At 46.2% G+C, this 18,400-nt stretch carries 9 protein-coding genes; 6 read left to right on the forward strand and 3 right to left on the reverse strand.

What is annotated here, in order from left to right; translation table 11 throughout:
* Positions 1-41: 41 nt before the first annotated feature.
* Both H580_RS0106780 and H580_RS0106785 read left to right on the forward strand, forming a co-directional pair.
* The gene (locus H580_RS0106780) at positions 42-827 is read left to right on the forward strand and encodes an ABC transporter ATP-binding protein (protein WP_028594107.1); all 786 of its coding nucleotides are present in this window, start codon (positions 42-44) and stop codon (positions 825-827) included.
* Positions 817-2,106, forward strand: a complete 1,290-nt coding sequence (locus H580_RS0106785) for an ABC transporter permease (RefSeq protein WP_051217298.1) — start codon at positions 817-819, stop codon at positions 2,104-2,106. Before H580_RS0106780 ends, H580_RS0106785 begins: the two co-directional genes overlap by 11 nt.
* Before the next feature lie 215 nt (positions 2,107-2,321).
* Here H580_RS0106785 and H580_RS0106790 read toward each other — a convergent pair whose 3' ends face one another.
* A complete protein-coding gene (locus H580_RS0106790; RefSeq protein ID WP_028594109.1) occupies positions 2,322-3,632 on the reverse strand; it encodes an aminotransferase class I/II-fold pyridoxal phosphate-dependent enzyme in 1,311 nt (436 codons plus the stop codon).
* Positions 3,633-3,880: 248 nt separating this feature from the next.
* Between H580_RS0106790 and H580_RS0106795 the strand changes: the two genes are divergently transcribed.
* Both H580_RS0106795 and H580_RS23585 read left to right on the forward strand, forming a co-directional pair.
* Positions 3,881-4,666, forward strand: coding sequence for a helix-turn-helix domain-containing protein (locus H580_RS0106795; protein WP_028594110.1), 786 nt, complete (start codon positions 3,881-3,883; stop codon positions 4,664-4,666).
* A gap of 141 nt (positions 4,667-4,807) precedes the next feature.
* Entirely contained in the window at positions 4,808-5,158 is a 351-nt protein-coding gene (locus H580_RS23585) for a DivIVA domain-containing protein (protein WP_051217299.1), read from the forward strand.
* Positions 5,159-5,268: 110 nt separating this feature from the next.
* On the opposite strand, the gene asd is transcribed toward H580_RS23585, so the two are convergent.
* The gene (gene asd / locus H580_RS0106805) at positions 5,269-6,081 is read right to left on the reverse strand and encodes an archaetidylserine decarboxylase (RefSeq protein ID WP_028594111.1); all 813 of its coding nucleotides are present in this window, start codon (positions 6,079-6,081) and stop codon (positions 5,269-5,271) included.
* 154 nt (positions 6,082-6,235) lie between these two features.
* A complete protein-coding gene (locus H580_RS0106810; protein ID WP_028594112.1) occupies positions 6,236-7,357 on the reverse strand; it encodes a YheC/YheD family endospore coat-associated protein in 1,122 nt (373 codons plus the stop codon).
* A 128-nt stretch (positions 7,358-7,485) separates the two neighbouring features.
* Here H580_RS0106810 and H580_RS0106815 point away from each other — a divergent pair, with 128 nt between their 5' ends.
* Positions 7,486-8,661 carry a glycosyltransferase family 4 protein gene (locus tag H580_RS0106815; RefSeq protein WP_028594113.1) on the forward strand — a complete coding sequence of 392 codons (1,176 nt, stop codon included), beginning with the start codon at positions 7,486-7,488 and terminating at the stop codon, positions 8,659-8,661.
* Positions 8,662-8,704: 43 nt separating this feature from the next.
* On the forward strand, positions 8,705-18,388 hold the full coding sequence (locus H580_RS0106820; protein ID WP_028594114.1) for a WIAG-tail domain: 9,684 nt from the start codon (positions 8,705-8,707) through the stop codon (positions 18,386-18,388).
* Positions 18,389-18,400: the final 12 nt, after the last annotated feature.

Raw genomic sequence — 18,400 nt, forward strand, 5'->3', positions numbered from 1 at the left:
CTGGCAGATTCGATATAATGGAATAGAGAGGTGAATGGAAGATGAATCCTTTATTAGAAGTGAGTCAATTAACTGGTGGATACAGCATTGGTAGACCTGTATTGCATCAAGTATCGTTCGCTGTGAAACCTGGTGAAATGGTTGGCTTGATCGGCTTGAACGGAGCAGGGAAAAGTACGACGATGAAACATATATTAGGCTTGCTTGATCCGCAGCAGGGACAGGTGCTAGTCAATGGAAAGCAGCTTAGCAATGGAGCAGAGGCATATCGTTCATCGATGGCATATGTGCCGGAATCACCGCTCATGTACGATGCGTTAACCGTGTATGAGCATTTGGTATGGTCTGCAACTGCATATGGCGTAAGTGAACAACAATTTGAAGAGCGAGTGGATGAGCTTGCGAAGCTGTTCCATATGGAAGCTCATTTACATAAGGCTGCGCAGCATTTATCTAAGGGAATGAAGCAGAAGACGATGCTGATGTGTGCATTTATCGCACGTCCTCCCCTTTACATTATTGATGAGCCTTTTCTTGGGTTGGATCCGCTCGGTATTCGCTCGCTGCTTCAATATATGAAACGATTAAAGGAAGAAGGGGCTTCTTTGCTTGTTAGCTCGCATATCCTTTCTACCATTGAGCAATATTGCGATCGCTTCGTCCTGCTTCATCATGGCAAGGTACTTATTGACGGTACATCGCGGCAATTGAAATTGGGTCTTGAGACTCGAGGGGGAGCGATGTCAGAGCAAGCTCGTCTAGAGGATGCGTTCTATGCTTGGGTCGAGGATGTTAGCGTATCGTCGGAGGTTCCTGATGAGAGATAGTGTGGAGCGTTCAGCGGATGGCTCTCGAAGCTCATACGAGCAAGCTGAGGTGCGAAAGTGGATATATCCAGAAAAGTTATGGGCGGATCGAGTCTCATCTTATTGGCTGTCCATTATTCCTTACATAGGGTATGTAATACGAAGCGGTTTTGGATTTATGGTCGCTTTTTTATTTGTTGTAGGAACAGCCTTATATGCATCTTATTTGGAGCGTGTGCCAGCAGATTTTCCTGTTCGCCTATTGGCGTTAGTTATTTTAGTGTCTACGCTTGTTCAAATGACGTATCGAACCTTTATCGTAGAAGCAGATCGTGTATTTTTCCTGCGTATTGCACATAACATGCAGCCGTACTTAAGACGAAGCGTCCGATACAGCCTTATTCCACGTTTGCTGCTGACGGCAGCTGTATGGACAGTCATTTGGCCGTTATATCAGCGGGTGGATGTGTCACCTAAGCCTTATTTGTTGATGCTTATCGTGCTGTTCATATTGAAGCTGGTCGTAGCCTATGGCGTATGGGTAGAGCGTCATGTGACAGATAAAGATTCTCTGTTTTGGCTTGACTGGTCACGCAAAATTGTATGTGTCCTATTTATCTGGGCTTGGTTATGGTTTCCGATCCCCGCCGCAGGGCTGTTCTCGGGTGTGATTGGCATTGTTTATTTGCTAGCACTCCGTCATGTTCCTGTTTTAACTTTTGCTTGGGATGCCCATATGGAGGCCGAACGTGTTCATCAACAGCGAATTCAGCAATTTTTAAGCAGCTTTGTAGATTTGCCTGCCATGGACGAGCGAAGATATGCACGACCTTGGCTGAGCTGGCTTGGGAATCGTTATTCGTTCCGTCAACCCTATGCGTACCACTATATGTTGGCCAAGACGATTATACGCAGTGAATGGTTGGGGATATGGATGCGTTTAACGATAATTGGGACGCTGCTTATCACATTTGCGAAAGATACACCTTGGAACGGATTGCTGTTGCTGCTATTCCTTGTAGCCATCGGCGCGCAAAACCGGACCCTGTTCCAACTTCACAAGCATGATGTTTGGTATCAACTATATCCATTGTCACCTAAGGCGAAGAAAGATGCAGCTTTAACCTATAGTACTGCTTTTCATTTCCTATCTGCGCTTATTCTGCTTGTGCCTGTTATCGTAGGCGCTACTTCCATCATGTATAGACTGGCAGCGGTAGGGCTTGCGGCTGTGATTGTAGCATCCACCCGTTGGTCTCGTGGACGCTCCAAGCTGCAGGATGAAGATGATGACGACTAATAGAAAAAAGCCGGATGTACAAGCTTCTTTACCGACTATCGGTAGTAGCTTGTGCCCCGGCTTTTTGTATGGAATATTTATTTTTCGATTACATCCATGTATCGAGAATGACAGGAAAGACCTAATCAGGATTTTTTAGGCATCCCGCTTAGATGTTCATGAATCAATTTCCAGTGACGCTGCCCAATGTCTGCTCATAGGTGTTCATATCGATATTATTTGCTCACTTTCGATGAGGTCAGATCTAGCACGCCTTGATAGATCGTATCAAACAGCTCAGGCAGATGCTCTTCTTCAATACAAGAGAACGCAACGCGCAAATCCGTCTCACCTAAAGCGATCGTACCGATGCCATACTGCTCCAGCAAATGGACACGTAAATCTTCAGCAGACACCTTGCTTAGACGCAAGCACATAAAGTAGCCGGAGTTGAAAGGATAATAGGTCCAAGCTCCTTCATATTTCCCGCTATCAAGCAATGATTTGACGACATTCGCACGAGCTTTCATGATGTTGAACTTTTCTATCTTCTGTTCTGCATAGGCAGGTGACTGTAGCGCCTTAAGCACGAAGGTTTGAGAAGGATGAGGGCCGCTCGAAATGGTCGAACGAATAATGCCCATCGTCTTCTGCTCCAAGGCGGCAAGCAGTTTCTCAGAAGTGGATGCATAGGTGATGAACCCGACACGGAAGCCCCATACATATTCTTCTTTCGTTGCGCCATCTACCTTCACGGCAAGCACATTTGGATGCAGAGATGCGAATGCCCCGAATAGAGATTCTTGCACGGAATCTTCAAAGAACAAGCCATAGTAAGCATCGTCTGAAACGACGACAAGCTTCATTCCGTTCTCTGCTGCTTCTTTAATAACAGAAACAATTGCTTGCGCTTCTTCTGCTCCAGGTGTATATCCTGTCGGATTGTTCGGGAAGTTAAGCAAAATAATTGCTTTTCCTTTGCTGCTATGAGCTTGAAGCACCTGACGAAGACCTTCACTATTGAATTTCATTTCGTCATTATATAAAGGGTAGTAAGCGATTTGTGCACCACGACGAATATTGAAAGTCAGCTCATAGTTCTCCCAGTTCTTATCAGGCATAACGACGATATCATCTTCATCTGCAAATAAGTCTGCAACGATGCTTAAGCCATGCGTCAACGCATTTGTTACGATAGGATTACTAATAAGCTTCCCTTCCAAAGAAGGTGTTTCTTTAAAAATCTTTTCCTTCCAAATGCTGCGCAGCTCAGGCTTTCCAGCAGGAGGGGCATACGGATAAAGATCTTTTGGTTCAAAGGCGGATAATTGATCTTGGATGACTTTTAGATGCATAGGTCCTTTGCCTTCTGTTGCAATACCGATTGTAGCATTGAATTTTTTCGCTTTAGCAGAGGCTTCAGCCGACTGGTTCAAAATTCCCTCTTTAGGGAAATAAATGAGCTGTCCAAGGCGGGATAACATGCTGTACACGTGTTCATTTTCTTGACGAATAGATTCATTCAATTGTTGAGCTAGTGGGTTCATCATCTTCATCCTTCCAGCGTCCATAATAATCGGTTACACAATGCCTTTATTATAGCACTCGTAGGAGAGATCGTCATCGTTGCGTTGGAAAAGGGTGGATATTTATTTGGCGTTATTTCGAAAAAGAAGAACTTGTACAAAAGCAATGAGGAAAACATGTAATTAATTATCGAAATGAGCAGGAAAAAAGCTTATGCTTATATAAATGAAATAGAATTCGTATAAGCACGGAAAGGGGAGTATACAGATTGCTGCACGCATCAGCGACTTCTTATGTACTTAAGCCAGGAATTGCTAAAATTACTTGTGAGCCGAATTGGAAATGGCTAAAGCGGGAGAAGCCGCTGGAAAACTTCGACTTATTCTATGTTTGGAGTGGAGAAGGACAAGTCGTGCTCAATGATCAACCTTATGAAGTGAGTAAGGGAAGCTGCTTCTTATTCAGACCTGGCGATCATACGAGTGCAACACATCATCCGCAGAAGCCATTAACGCTTACCTACATTCATTTTAATATTGATGCTGGTGTCACGGAGATACCGAAGCCATATCGACAGCTAACGGAGACGGTAGACTTTGAACATTTGCTGGCACGATTCGTTCGATTGCATGTGACGCAGCCCTTTGGAGCTGAGGTGGAAACACAGCTTGTATTGAAGCAGCTTATGATATATCTGCTGCGGGAAGAGTGTGAAGAACCACAAGAGCGTAAATTGAGCCAGCAGTTAACGACGTCTGTTCACGAGGTTGCTAACTATATTCGGCAAAATCCAGGACTTTCTCATCGGATCGAAGATTTAGCCAAGCGGGCACAGCTGTCACCGCGTTACTTCTCTGTGAAATTTAAAGAGCTCATTGGTGTGTCTGTGCAAAATTATATTATTCGTTCACGTATTGAGCGGGCTGAGCATTTGCTTCATCATGCAGGCATGAATGTGACGGAGGTAGCTGACGCCTTGGGCTATCGAGATATCTTCTTCTTTAGTAGGCAGTTCAAGCAATATACGGGAAGAAGTCCTTCTGAAATAAGATAGCGAAGCCGGTGATACTTTTTACACGATTGTGCGTACATATTAAGGCACTGTGGAAGCAGCTGCTGGTATGAGGAATGAAATACAGCCTCTTTCTATGATAAAATAAGCGTACATAACTTTATAGTTAAAGAGGGGATTAATTTGTCCAATCAAACCAATTTAAAAGAGTATGGCATTCTGTTAACCGCAATCGAAGTTCATGGCAAAGAATTTTCTTCTCGCATGCGCGGTTACGACTCAGATGAGGTCAATCTATTTTTGGACCAAATTATTAAAGATTATCAAGCATTTGAACATGTAATTGCGGATCTTGAGAAAGAAAATAAAGAATTGAAGCGTAAATTGAATCAGTCGGCGCATCCTGCGAATATTAGTGCTCCTGTGCCAAGCTCAGCAAACTCTGCAAGCCCCGCACAAGCTCAGCAGCTCGAAGATTTGTTGAACCGCGTTCGCGACTTGGAGTTTCATTGTTGGGGAAGAACAAAAGGGTAACGAATATACAGATTCTGAACCTGAATAGGCAAGCAAAAAAGCATCCCATGTACGATTTGTATCGTATTGCGGGATGCTTTTTTGCTTGTTTCGTTCTGACAGATGGCTAATTAGTTTAGCGGTCGTTTCGCTGACTTGGTATGAAGGGTACCTAGTGATTCCCCCATCCTTACGCGTGAACCAAGCTCTAAATCAGCACTAGGCGAGAAGGTGCCGTTCTCTGTAAGCAGAACGATCGTAGAACCGAATTCAAAATATGCCATATCTTGTCCACGCTCATAAGCAGGAAGCACGGCATCGTTCGTATAACGAATGCTGCTTACATTTAATGCTCCGACCTTAACGACAGATACCTCGCCCTGTTCATGGCGAATATACGTAATCAGACGCTCATTGCGACTAAGTACTCTCGGCATATGGCGCAGACCAAAGTCGTTTACAGGATAAACTTTACCTGGTACATGCTCACTTTCGACAGTTGTGCCTGTTACAGGGGCATGGATCCGATGGTAATCGGTAGGGCTCAAGTAAAGAACGAAGAAATATCCGTTCTTGTACTTCTGTGCATGAGGAGACTGATGCAGTAGTTCCTCCAAGGTGTAGTCTTGTCCCTTGACATTAAGAATAACACCTTCTTTGATCGTGCCCATTCCGGTAATAAGCGCGTCAACAGGACTCAGCAATCTGTCGGTCTCCTGTACGAGCGGGCGCATGCCTGGCTTTAGCTTTCTTGTGAAAAAATCATTCAACGTCGCATACTCGTGCATAGCTTTCTCTGCTTCTTCCACGTTAATTCCGTACGACTTGGCGAATCTCGGAATAAGACGGCGGCTAGCTTGAGAGTTGGCAAACGACCCTGCTGCTTGTGACACCCATTTGCGGGATGACAGCTCCGTTAGCAGACGCAACAATCGCTTCATCATCATTTGTTATCACCTATATTGTTGGGCGCCTCAATAGGCGTCCGTAGTCATCATGGAAACTGTCGCTTCCTTTCGACTATCTTGACATAGAACGCTTTATTTTTCAATAACGGATCTGGCATTCCTAAGTTGAGGAGCTGAATCAGTCGATCATTTAGGAAGAAGAAGAGGACGATTGGAGCAGGCTGGCTCCATATGCAATAGGGTTCTCATACGTATTTTTCCATAATTGAATCAGCTTGGCTTCTTTAAAGCTATAGCGCTGATCACGGCCATTGCACTCAATAAACAGCGGACAACCATCAGGGGATATACCAATATCGAGTCCCAAATCAGCGACGTTCGGAAGCGTATCGGCAAGCACATGAGCGATATGAAGCGAAAAGTTGGATACACGATTGAATAGAACGTCTGCCGTGAAGGCAGGAAGTGACGATCCGACTAGCTGCTCGAAAGGGACGACGGCTCCTCCTTGGGCTACGTTCGTTACAAAAGTAGTGGTAGGAGCGACTTTGCCGACGACACCAGTTATTTTCCAGTTGCGGTCTGAACACTTCTGTACAGAGACACGTAGATCGAATGGTCTTCCGCCGTATTTGGATAAAGGCAAAGTTTGTTGAACGAGATACGTGGATTTCGTTTTGCGAATCCGATTGAGAATAACCTGTGGGATAACATCTCCTGTCGTGCGCTGCTGCTGCCAGCGTTGTTTACCCAATCGTGGGGTAGTCGGATAAGTAGCCTGCCAGCCGCGTGAGGTGCGTTCCATTTTCATAATGCCTTTCCCAACACTACTATTGTTCGGTTTCAAAATGAGCGAATGATGTCGTTTCATAAGCGTATGGATCGTTTCTTCCGAAGCAATCTCAGTCTCAGGGAGGAATGGATAGAGATAGGGGTCTTTACGAAGTATTTCATGAATCGTCATTTTTCCGTAGCGATTCACTTGATTGTATAAGATGTAGCCGCGATCAATGATAGATTGAATCTTTCGATCATAGCGGGGATTTGTATAAATGGCACGATTATGAATAACACGAGGCAGCGCAATTTTGCGAGAAACATAATGCTTGCCTTGGCGCATATAGGCTTTTACCTGCATAGAATGCATATCTACGTCTTCAAGGCGAAAGTAGACAGGGATAACCTCATGCCGGGAGGCCGCTTCCTCATACCATGCTAACTTCTCTTGCCCTGTCTTGCCAACAGCAACGCCGCGAAGCATACGATCATTGAACAATATACCGATACGTTTATACATGGAGCTGTTGGACATAGACAATGCACCTCACTCGGATAATCGTTATGTAAGCTTTCCGAATCCATTGTATGCATGCAGGAATAAGTTTGTTTGGGCTTGTGCAGATGAGCGATATGAACATTGTTAAGGAAAGGAGGTGTGCTGTGCGGATTCCACGAGTAGCGATCATTACACCGGGTACTTTCCCTATACCATCAGGTTCCAGTAGTTCAGTTGAGCGAGTCGTTGAGCATGTAGTCAGTTTATCTCAATCTTCGATGAAGGCGATTATCTATAGCAGGCGTTGGCCGGGGCAAAGTTCATATGGCTATGTGGGAGAGGTGCCTTGCGTGCGAGTTTCATCATCAGGCGGCCGAGCGTATGTAAAGCAAGTGATACGCCAACTTCGTTCTTATAAGCCGGATATTATTCAAATTGAAAATAGGCCTCGTTTTGTACGCATGCTTCAGCGTGCATTTCCTCATGCACGAATATGGCTGAATCTGCATTCGCTGACGTTTATTTCGTCGAAATATGTACCGAGACATGTGCTGGCAGGGATGTTACAGAAAGTGGAGCGGATTTGGGTCAACAGTCACTATTTATACCGTCAAGTAGCCGCATTGGTTCCATCATGCGCTGCTCGAATGATTATCAACCCGCTTGGCGTTGATATAAAACGGTTCAAGTCGCGTTGGAGCTTAGAGGGGGCTGCAGCACATGTCGAAGGCAAGCGATTAAACGGCTGGGAGCATAAGCAAGTGGTCATGTACGTTGGCCGTCTTATTCCATTAAAAGGGGTTCATTATTTTTTACAAGCTATTCCACAATTAGTAGAGAAGCATCCAAATACGATGTTTGTTGTAGTAGGCAGCGCTTTCTATGGCTCAACCCGCAAGACGAAATATGTGCGCAAGCTAGAGCAGTGGGGGAGTCGTTATCCTAATCATGTTCGGTTTATCCCTTATGTACAGCATGAAGATGTTCCGAAGTGGTATGCGATGGCTGATGTTGTCGTTGTACCCTCTGTCGATAAGGAAGCATTTGGTCTCGTAAATGTGGAAGCGATGGCAACAGGCGTACCCATTGTTGCTTCACGGGCGGGCGGAATTCAAGAGGTAATTCTAAATGAAGAGACAGGAATTTTAGTATCGCCTACCCAGTTAAAGTTGCAATTAGGCAGTGCTATTACTCGATTATTGGAGAACGCTGAGCTTCGAGAACGACTAGGGCGTGCAGGTGTGCGGCGTGTTGAACAATTTTTTACATGGGAGCATACAGCAGATCGGTGGATGAATGAGGTTCGAGCAAGTGACAGCGGTACACCAGCCCGCATATGATACCCTAGGCTTAGACTGCAGCCCGCAAGAAAGGAGAGAACTCATGAAGAAGAAGAAAATAACACGACCTCTTCAACCTACTGCCCAGAAGCCAAAGAAACCACTCTATTACGTTGATAATCCACATACATCGGAGCTTGGTATGTTGGATAAGATGATGAAGAAAAAAGGGCATGACACGAGACATAAGCAGGCAAAGCTCAACGCTTTGGCCGAATTGCCACATATGTCTTCAGAGTTGGATGAGATCGATTTGATGGAAGATCAGGAAGACGGTTTCGTTGTAAAGTCAGGTCGCCATTCATCGGATATATTTGAATTGGAGGATTATGCTGAAGGAAGTGAGCATGTTTTTGAGGAAGGTGAATTAGAAGGGACGGAGACGGATTCTGCTGCATCCCTTCAAGACACAGCTGAGCAGCCTGAGCATGGGAGGAGAGCTCAATTAGCTGATGAGCATGAGTTTGAAGCAGGAGAACATGAATCGGAAGTTCCATCTCGGGAAGCAGGGAGAGTTGGGGATCGGAGAGAGCGTCATGAACGTCCTGATCGTAATGAACGGAGAGGAAGACGAGAGGCATCGGAAGAGGAAGAAGCATCTCCCCCAGCTTCCAGCCGCTCAGAACAAACTCGATCCCAGAAGCGCTCGCAGGATCGATATCAAGAACGTTCAAGACGCAGAGAATCAGAGCAGGCTGCTCAGGAAGATGATTCGGCAGACGTAATTTCTGGAGCAGAGAAGCACCAATCTGCATCGGCTTCGTCGCCTGCTCAGGAAGTAGAGTCGGATGACAAAGGAACACGTAAAAAGGCGACATCCGCACAAGAGGATAAGCAGCAATCGACCACTTCTATGCAAGAGGAACGGCAAACTGCGAATAAAGAGCAGTGGATTGCGGAGAAGCGGGGATCTCAACGGTCTAAAGCATTTATATACACAGATGACATCGCAGCTGAAGCGGTAACCACGGAGAAAATAGCGCCTCACGCCATCGATGGCAGCAAGCTGAAACGCGAGAGCGTTGACACGGATACAATTCGCGATTATGCGATAAATGCGATCAAAATAGCAGATGGTGCAGTGACGGGATCAAAGCTTGCACTAGAATCGATCGCAGGTGAACATCTGATTCGCAATGCTATATCTGGCGGAAAAATTCGGGATCGTTCGATTACAGGTGAGAAGATCCGTGACGGCAGCATAACATCTGAGAAATTAGCAGATAAAACGATTGATTCCTCTAAGATTGCAGAAGGTTCAATCGATACGAAACATTTGCGGGCGCTCATTATTTCAAATGAATTGATTCAAGATCATTCCATCACCGCAGATAAAATTCGAAGCGGCTCGATTCATACCGAGAATCTTGCTAACGAGAGCGTGGATACTTCCAAGCTTGGGGAAGAAGCCGTTACGACATCTAAGTTAAGAAATGGTGCAGTAACCGCGGAGAAGCTTGCGCTAGGGAGTATTAGCAAGGAACATTTATCGAATAACAGTGTGTCCGGCAGTGCGATTGCCGATCATACGGTAGAAAGCCGTCATATTGCGGAAGAGCAAGTGCTAACGGAGCATTTGGCTGCAGGGGCAGTCAGTGCGCAAAATATCCAAAAAAACGCCGTGCAAGGACAGCATATCTCAGTTGGTGCGATCCAATCTCAACACCTGCAAGAGTATGCGATTCGCCAAGAACATATCGGCCAAGGTGAAATTCAAAGTTGGAACTTGTCAGACCATGCGATTACTTCCGGCAAATTAGCCGATCAAGCGGTTACGACGATCAAGCTTGTAGAACAAGCAATTACATCATCCAAAATAGCCGATCAAAGTATCGTCCCGTCCAAAATCGCGGAAGAGGCCATTCAATCTCGTCATATTGCGAGACAATCGATAGAAGGTTCACATATTGCACCTGCTGCAGTAGAAAGCCAACATATAAGCCATGATAGTATACGGCGTGAGCATATTAAAAATGAGTCCATCGATGAACGTCATTTGAGTGATGGCGCAGTTACATCCTACATTCTTGCTCCTGAAGCGGTACAATCGCATCATATGGATAAGCGTGCCGTAGCTACCGAACATATTCAAGACAGTGCTATTCATACTCCCCAAATTGCGACCAGCGCTATCGTATCCGAACATTTAACCGATGCCGTTGTCACTCGCAACAAGCTTGCAGATTGGAGCGTAACATCCGCCAAGTTAGCCGACGACAGTGTACAATCACGCCACTTGCAGCAGAGCTCTGTCACCTCACAAGCAATCGCATCCGGTTCCATCCTCGATACACACATTGCACCTGACGCTATCCATTCTAGTCATATTCGTGCCCAAACCATTGATACTGGCATGTTAAGAAATGAAAGTATTTCGAGCGAGAAGTTGATGACTCAAGTCATCCGCGATCGTCATATTGGTCCTGGTGTTGTATTCTCTCATCATTTAGCAGACTACGTCGTCACTTCGCTCAAGTTATCGCCGGAAAGTGTCTCTACAGATAAAATTAGCGACATGGCGGTAACGGCAAGCAAGATCGCCCAGCAAAGTGTGACGGGAGATAAAATTGCCGCAGACAGTATTGAAACGGCTCATCTTATTGATGGTGCAGTTACGGGTGACATTATAAGCAATCATGCTATTCAATCCTGTCACTTGGCTGAAGGCATTATCTCTACAGAGCATTTGCAAGCAGAAGCTGTAGCGGAGCATAATATTGCTTCAGAAGCGATAACGACGGAGAAGATTGCTCCACAAAGTATTCTCTCGAAACAATTGGCGATTGGCAGTGTTCGTTCTCCACATATTGCGGATGAATCCATTAGCAGCGGGCATTTGCAGCTTAACAGTGTGAGTAGCGCTCATATTCAATTGCAGGCAGTTACTGAGCAGCAATTAGCGGAAGGCAGTGTAGGTGCTGCGCAATTGCAGCTCGACAGCGTTAGCGAGTCCCATATTCGTGAAGGCAGCATTTCTTCAACGCATTTAAAAGATCAGGCGGTGCAGGATCATCATATTGGACCTGGCTCTATTCAGCAGAGCCATTTGACAGAACAACTGATTGGCGAACAGCATTTGCAGTCGCAATCCGTATCCGCAGATATTATACAAGATAACAGCATTACTTCGGATAAGATTAGTGCCAATGCGGTGCTCAGCAAGCACATCGCATTAGAAACGATTTCCGGCAAGCATGTCAGAGTGGATGCCATTCAAGGCTATCACATTAAAAAGGGCAGTATTAATACATCGCATCTTGCATCTGATATTTTAAGTGGAGAGCAATGGCCTGACCAAAGCATTGCTGGAAGCAAGCTGAAACCGCAAGGGATTACGAGTGGGCATATCGTTGAAGAGGCAATTCAGTCCATTCACATTCAGCAAGAAGCCGTAAAGACGGAACATGTTGCAGATCAGGCAATTGCGAGCAGACATGTAGCAGAGCATGCTATTGGAAGTGAACATGTTCAAGCAGAGTCCATAGCTACCGAACATATCCAATCCGATGCTATTGCTACCGCACAGATTCAGCGTGACGCCATTCAGAACCATCATATCGCAGCCGGACAAATTGAAGCCAGACATCATGCTCCGAAGTCTATCAAAGCAGAAGCTATTGAAGAGCAGTCTATTCATCGTATTCATTTAACCCCTCAGGCAGTAGGAACCGATCAGTTGGAGCCAGGTAGTGTTGCACGTCAGCATATTGCTTTGGGAGCTGTACATGCGGAGCATATTCAAGGTTCAGCGATTGGCTCGATTCATCTGCAATCGGAACTCATTGATGCACGCCATTTGAAGGCAGGCATTGTGACATCGGAACATTTAACCGAGGGCGTTGTACTTCCGCACCATCTGCATGAGCAAATTATCGAAGAGTCTCATATTCAATCCAATTCGATTCGTTCAGATATGATCAAGGATGGTGCGATAGATGGTACAAAGCTTGCTGATGGAGCTGTAAGTAGGAGCAAGCTTGCTGAGAAGGTGGTTAGTGGAGCCCATATCGAAGAGAGCACAATCGAGACCCATCATATTAGTAAAGGTGCTGTCGAAGGCGAGCACATTGGTGCACTAGAGATTACAAGCGAGCATTTGCAGCCAATGTCTATTGTTTCTAGACATCTTGGTGAAGGCATTATTCAAAGCGAGCATCTGCAAGATGAAGTAGTTACAACAGAGAAATTGAGTGAGCATGCGATTACAAGTGACAAAATTGCACCGAAGTCGATTCGCAGCGAACACATAGAGCCTTATGCGATAAGCTCCTATATGCTGCAAGATAACAGTATTATTGCAGAAAAGCTAGCTGATGGTAGTGTAAATGGAGAAAAAATCGGCAAACGCACGATCAGCAGCTCGCACTTGATGAATCAGGCCATTCAGTCTGAGGTTATCGGCAATAGTGTAGTTGAATCTCGCCACATTGCAGACTTTGCGATCCGTACTCAGCATATAGGCGAAGGTGAAATCAATCATCATCATTTAGCAGAAGCCTCTGTTCAAAGTGAGCATTTGCAGCGTGGTCTCATCCAGACGGAGCACTTGGCTGATTACGTGATTACGAGTGATAAGCTGCGGCCTGGTTCTGTAGGAAGCGACAGCTTATCTGTAGGAGCTGTAGCAAGCGCCCATATTCAGCCCCAAGCGATTCATTCCGCTTTGATTGAGGATGGAGCTGTAACGAGTGATAAGCTGAGCCAGCACAGCGTTGGTTCGGAGCAGCTTGGCAGAGGCGCTGTTAATGCCATGCATATCGTGCCAGAAGCAGTATGCGCTGAGCATGTTGCTGAAGGAGCTATCGGGTCTAGGCAGCTTTTATCTCAATCTGTTCATGCAGATCATATTCAAGAGGGTGCTGTCGCAGCTCAACATTTGCAAGAGAAATCAGTTGCTTCTTCTCATATCCAGCAGTCTTCGATCCGTACGGAACATATCGTGGATGAGTCGATAGGGTCAGAGAAACTGCAAAATCGTGCTGTTCATAGCAAAAAGCTTGCACTGAAATCAGTTGGTGCCGAGCATATACAAGATGAAGCGATCCAAACGGCAATGCTACAGCCGAATAGCGTAGATAACGAAAAAATTGCGAACGGCGCTATAACCGGATTGAAAATTGCTTCAGAATCGATTCATTCTTCTCATTTGCGAAACGAATCTGTTCTCTCTGAGCATCTAGGCAGCGGCGTTGTCAATTCTCGCACGCTGCGAGCACAAGCGGTAGATTCTTCCCATATTGCAAATGGGGCAGTCCGCGGCGATCATATTGAAGTTCAGGCGATAGGGCCGCATCATTTACAATCCTTCGCGGTTATGTCTGAGCATCTTCATGATGAGGCCATTACACAAACAAAGCTGTCAGCAGGAGCAGTGACAGCTGAAAAGATTGCTCGCGGTGCAATTCGTGGTGATCTGCTTGCAGAGTCAGCAGTGTCATCATCTGCCATTGCCCCTGGTGCTGTAACCGGGGAAAAGATATCGCTTGGAGGGATCGTATCTGAGCATATTGCCCCTCAATCGATACAGGAAGAGCATCTTGCTTCTCAGGTTGTGAAGTCAGCTCATCTTGCGTCACAATCTGTCCTAGCTCAACATATTCAGGCTGGTGAAATTGGAGCCGAGCATATGCGCCCGATGTCGATAGGGCCGGAGCATTTGAAGCCAGGTGTATTCCAGCTAGAGCATTTATTTACGGAGAAATGGGATGGCAGCCACATTCAAGATCGTTCCATTTCATATCAGCAGTTGGCAGATCATACGATTACATCCGAGCAGATCGAACCTTACGGCATTGAATCAGAGTCCCTTGCGATTGGAGCGGTGACGCGAGAAAATATTTCACAGGAAGCTGTTCATTCCGAGCATCTTGCGCCTTCTTCAGTTCGGGGGGATCACCTTGCAGATGCTAGTGTGCAAAATGAACATCTTGCAAAAGGGTCGGTAGACACCGATGCCCTTGCAGATTTGAGTGTCAGTTCCGCGAAGTTAGCTGCTGGTGCAGTTCGTTCGAGTCATTTGGCTGATATGGCTGTATGGTCTCAGCACATTGTGGATGAAGCGATTCATTCGAATCATCTACTAGAGTCTTCCGTTGTCCGTGAAAAAATTGCTCATCGAGCTGTAGACAGTGACCGAATCGCCATAGACAGCATTACTGGCCTGCATATTCAAAATGAAGCGATTAACGCTCGTCATCTTACACCTGATGCGGTATCTGGCAAGCATATTCAAGCAGATACGATAGCAGGAGAGCATATAACAGCCGAAGCCATTCAGTCATCGCATTTAGCTGCCCTAGCTGTTCACGGGCATCACTTAGCAGAAGAAGTGATACACAGTCACCATATTGGGCCTGATTCTGTGCATGCAGGACATGTAAAAGAAGGGGCAATCGAGAAGCACCATCTCACGCCGAATTCAGTTATAGGTGAGCATATTCAGCTTCACAGCATTGCATCTGCCCATCTCACAGAAGGTGTGATTGGGGAAGGGCATTTACAGGAAGGGGCTGTCACCTCCAGAGCTATTCATCCGTCCTCAATTGATAGCACTCATCTTACTCCTGCGGCTGTGGGCCATGATCATATTCAACCTAATAGTATTGACGCTGAGCATGTACGGCCTGATGCTATCGCTTCTCTGCATCTTCAAGATCAAGCAGTGACTTCAAGCAAAATTGGGCTGGAGGCTGTACAAGGCAAGCATTTGGCAGAAGGTTCAGTGTCTTCCTATGTGCTTGGTGCTTACTCGGTTACAAGCGATAAGGTTGCGCCGGATACGATATTGCCTGAGCACCTGTCCATTGGGGCTGTGGAAAGCAATCATGTTTCACCTCAGGCGATACGGTCAGAACATCTCGCGGTGCATACGATACACGCTCATCATATTGGAGCTGGGGAAATTCGCGCTGAGCATTTACAGCCTCAGGCGATAGGTCCAGAACATTTAAAGCCGGGCGTCTTCCAGTTGGAGCATCTATGTGGAGATGATCAAGGTTTAGATGGCTCTTTCATTCTCGACGGTACGCTTACTGGCGAACATTTGACTGCTCATACGATTACATCGAAGCAGATTGAAGCGCTTGGTATACAAGGTGAATCACTAGCTGACGGAGCAATAACACGTGCGAAGCTTGCGGTTGAATCTGTTCATGCGGAACATCTAGCACCGACTTCGATTCGCAGTGGCCATATTATGAATGAAAATATACAGGGCAGGCATATTGCAGAAGGCGCCATTAGCGGGGAGAAGTTAGCAGACGCCAGCATTACTGCTAACAAGTTGGTTCATGGCTCCATTCAAGCGGACCATCTTGCTGGTGCGTCCATTCATTCCATTCATCTTACAGAGGGAGCCATTCGTTCAACGCATTTGCAGGAGCTGTCTGTGCTTCGAGAACATATCGCCCATCGCGCGGTAGACAGTGAGCAGATTGCGACGGATAGTATTGGTGGAGAACATCTGCAATTGGATGCCGTAACATCAAGACATCTGGCTGCTACAGCAGTAAAGGGCATTCATATTGCTCCTGAGAGCGTTCAAGCTGCTCATTTGCAAGATAGGGTGATCGAAGAGCGCCATATTGGAGATCATGTCATAGGTGGTGAGCATGTAAGACCGCTCAGTATTATGGCAGATCATCTTTCTCCATTATCAATTAGCGGAGAGCATCTTCAAGAGGGATCGGTAACAAGCCATTCCATTCGTCCACATTCCGTAGAGAGCATTCATCTTGCCAATGAAGTAATTGGCGCTAAACAGCTGCAGGCTGCTTCGATACATGCGAAGCATATTCAACCGAATGCGGTTGCTGCTGAGCATGTGCAGCAGCAGGCGATTACTTCGGAAAAAATTGCATTTGGTGCTGTAGGCGAGGATCATCTGGCATCTGATTCGATTCGTGAGGATCATCTGGGCGAGAATTCGGTATCTACAAGTGCACTAATGCCGAAGTCGGTCACGAGTGATAAGCTGTCTATTTGCGCCGTGCAGTCGGATCATTTGGCAGATGAAGTCATTCGCTCTAATCATGTTGGTACGGGTGTCATTCGAGCATCGCATATTCAGCCGATGTCGATTAATCAAGAACATTTGACCGCTGGTGTCATTCGCGAGTATCACATGACGGTGGAGGCTGTACAGGGTGCTCATATTGCTCCTTATGTAATCGAAGCAGGACATTTGCAGGATGCAATTGTGGAAGAGCGCCATCTCGCTTATCAATCGGTGAAGAGTGAGCACTTGCAGCCTCAAAGTATAACGAAAGATCAGGTAGCGCCATCTGCTATTAGTGCGGATCATTTGCAAGAAGGTGCGGTTACTGCACGTGCTATCCGACCGTTGTCGATTGAAGCGGCTCATCTTACTCCTAGCTTGATTCATTCCGACCATGTGCGGGTTCATGCCATAAGCAAACAGCATATTCAGCCTGATGCTATAGCAAAAGAACATTTACAAGAAGGCAGTGTTAGTTCAAGCAAGTTGGCACCAAGTGCAGTGACAGGCGTTCATCTTGCGCATGGTAGCGTGGAAGCGGGTCACATTGCGCATGGCAGTGTGCAAGCAGGGCAAATCGCCCATGGTAACGTGCTGGCCGTGCATCTTGCGCATGGGAGTGTGCAAGCGGCACATATCGCTAAGGGAACGGTGCAATCCGCCCATCTAGCACTTGATAGTATTCAGGCGGAACATATTGCCGATCATTCCGTGCTTGCTGAGCATTTAACAGCTGGAGCTGTAGAAACAGATGCTATTGCTGATTTCAGCATCATTTCATCCAAGCTGGCGCTTGAATCGGTGCAAGGTGATCATCTTGCAGAATTGTCAGTGGCTTCGCAGCACATTACAGATGGAGCGATCCGCTCTTATCACTTGCAAGAACTATCCGTTATTCGTGATCATATTACGATGGGTGCCGTGGATGGAGATCGGATAGCGGTGGACAGCATTAGTGATGGGCATATTCAAAATCTCGCCGTTTTGGAGCGTCATCTAGCTGATGAAACTGTAACAGGAAGACACATTCAGCAAGGCGTAATTACCAACTCACATCTCGCAGCTGAAGCAGTAGCAGGAGAGCATATCGCTTCTCAGGCGGTACAGTCTTCTCATTTATCTCCTTGTGCTGTCAAAGCCCGGCATGTTGGGGTCGGAGAAATTATAGGCGTACACATTCAGCCGCAGTCTATCGGTGCCGAGCATATTCAACAAGGTGCGATTCAATTTAAGCATCTTAACTTGGAAGATTTGAGTGGAACAAAACTGCTTAATCAGTCAGTGGGTGGCGAAAAGTTAACGGAAGGTGCTATCCAAACGACTCATTTGGCCGAAGGCAGTGTAACGAAGACGCAAATCGCACCGCTTGCGGTAGGTTGGAATCAATTGGATGATTCGTTGAAGCAAAAAATCGCGGGTCTGGAATCTTCCGGGGAATTGGCGGGCATTTCATCCGAAGCTGCTCACGCTGTAGGTATTTGTAAGGCTCCGCTTCAACAGTTTGGTAGATCTGCGTTTACGTTCGATAACTTCGCCGAAACTTTGGAAGTAAACTTGACCTTTGATGAAGCTTATGAAGATGATCAATACGTTGTCGTTGTAACTGCTAATCATCCTTCTTGCTACGCAGTTCTTAAGGAACAATACCCTACGCATGCCGTAGTGGAGCTCATTCGTACGAGAATAAGCCCGACGCCTCAAGGACAGCTCTCTTGGATTGCGATCGGTTAAATGAACGAACGA

Origin of the sequence: Paenibacillus assamensis DSM 18201 (genome assembly GCF_000422445.1) — a bacterium.
In the GTDB taxonomy this organism is placed as follows: domain Bacteria; phylum Bacillota; class Bacilli; order Paenibacillales; family Paenibacillaceae; genus Paenibacillus_B; species Paenibacillus_B assamensis.

What these genes read in the sequence shown, in the direction of transcription:
- H580_RS0106780 (WP_028594107.1), top strand. Translation starts at nt 42, where the DNA reads ATGAATCCTTTATTAGAAGTGAGTCAATTAACTGGTGGATACAGCATT.
- H580_RS0106785 (WP_051217298.1), top strand. Translation starts at nt 817, where the DNA reads ATGAGAGATAGTGTGGAGCGTTCAGCGGATGGCTCTCGAAGCTCATAC.
- H580_RS0106790 (WP_028594109.1), bottom strand. Translation starts at nt 3,632, where the DNA reads ATGAACCCACTAGCTCAACAATTGAATGAATCTATTCGTCAAGAAAAT.
- asd (WP_028594111.1), bottom strand. Translation starts at nt 6,081, where the DNA reads ATGATGAAGCGATTGTTGCGTCTGCTAACGGAGCTGTCATCCCGCAAA.
- H580_RS0106810 (WP_028594112.1), bottom strand. Translation starts at nt 7,357, where the DNA reads ATGTCCAACAGCTCCATGTATAAACGTATCGGTATATTGTTCAATGAT.
- H580_RS0106820 (WP_028594114.1), top strand. Translation starts at nt 8,705, where the DNA reads ATGAAGAAGAAGAAAATAACACGACCTCTTCAACCTACTGCCCAGAAG.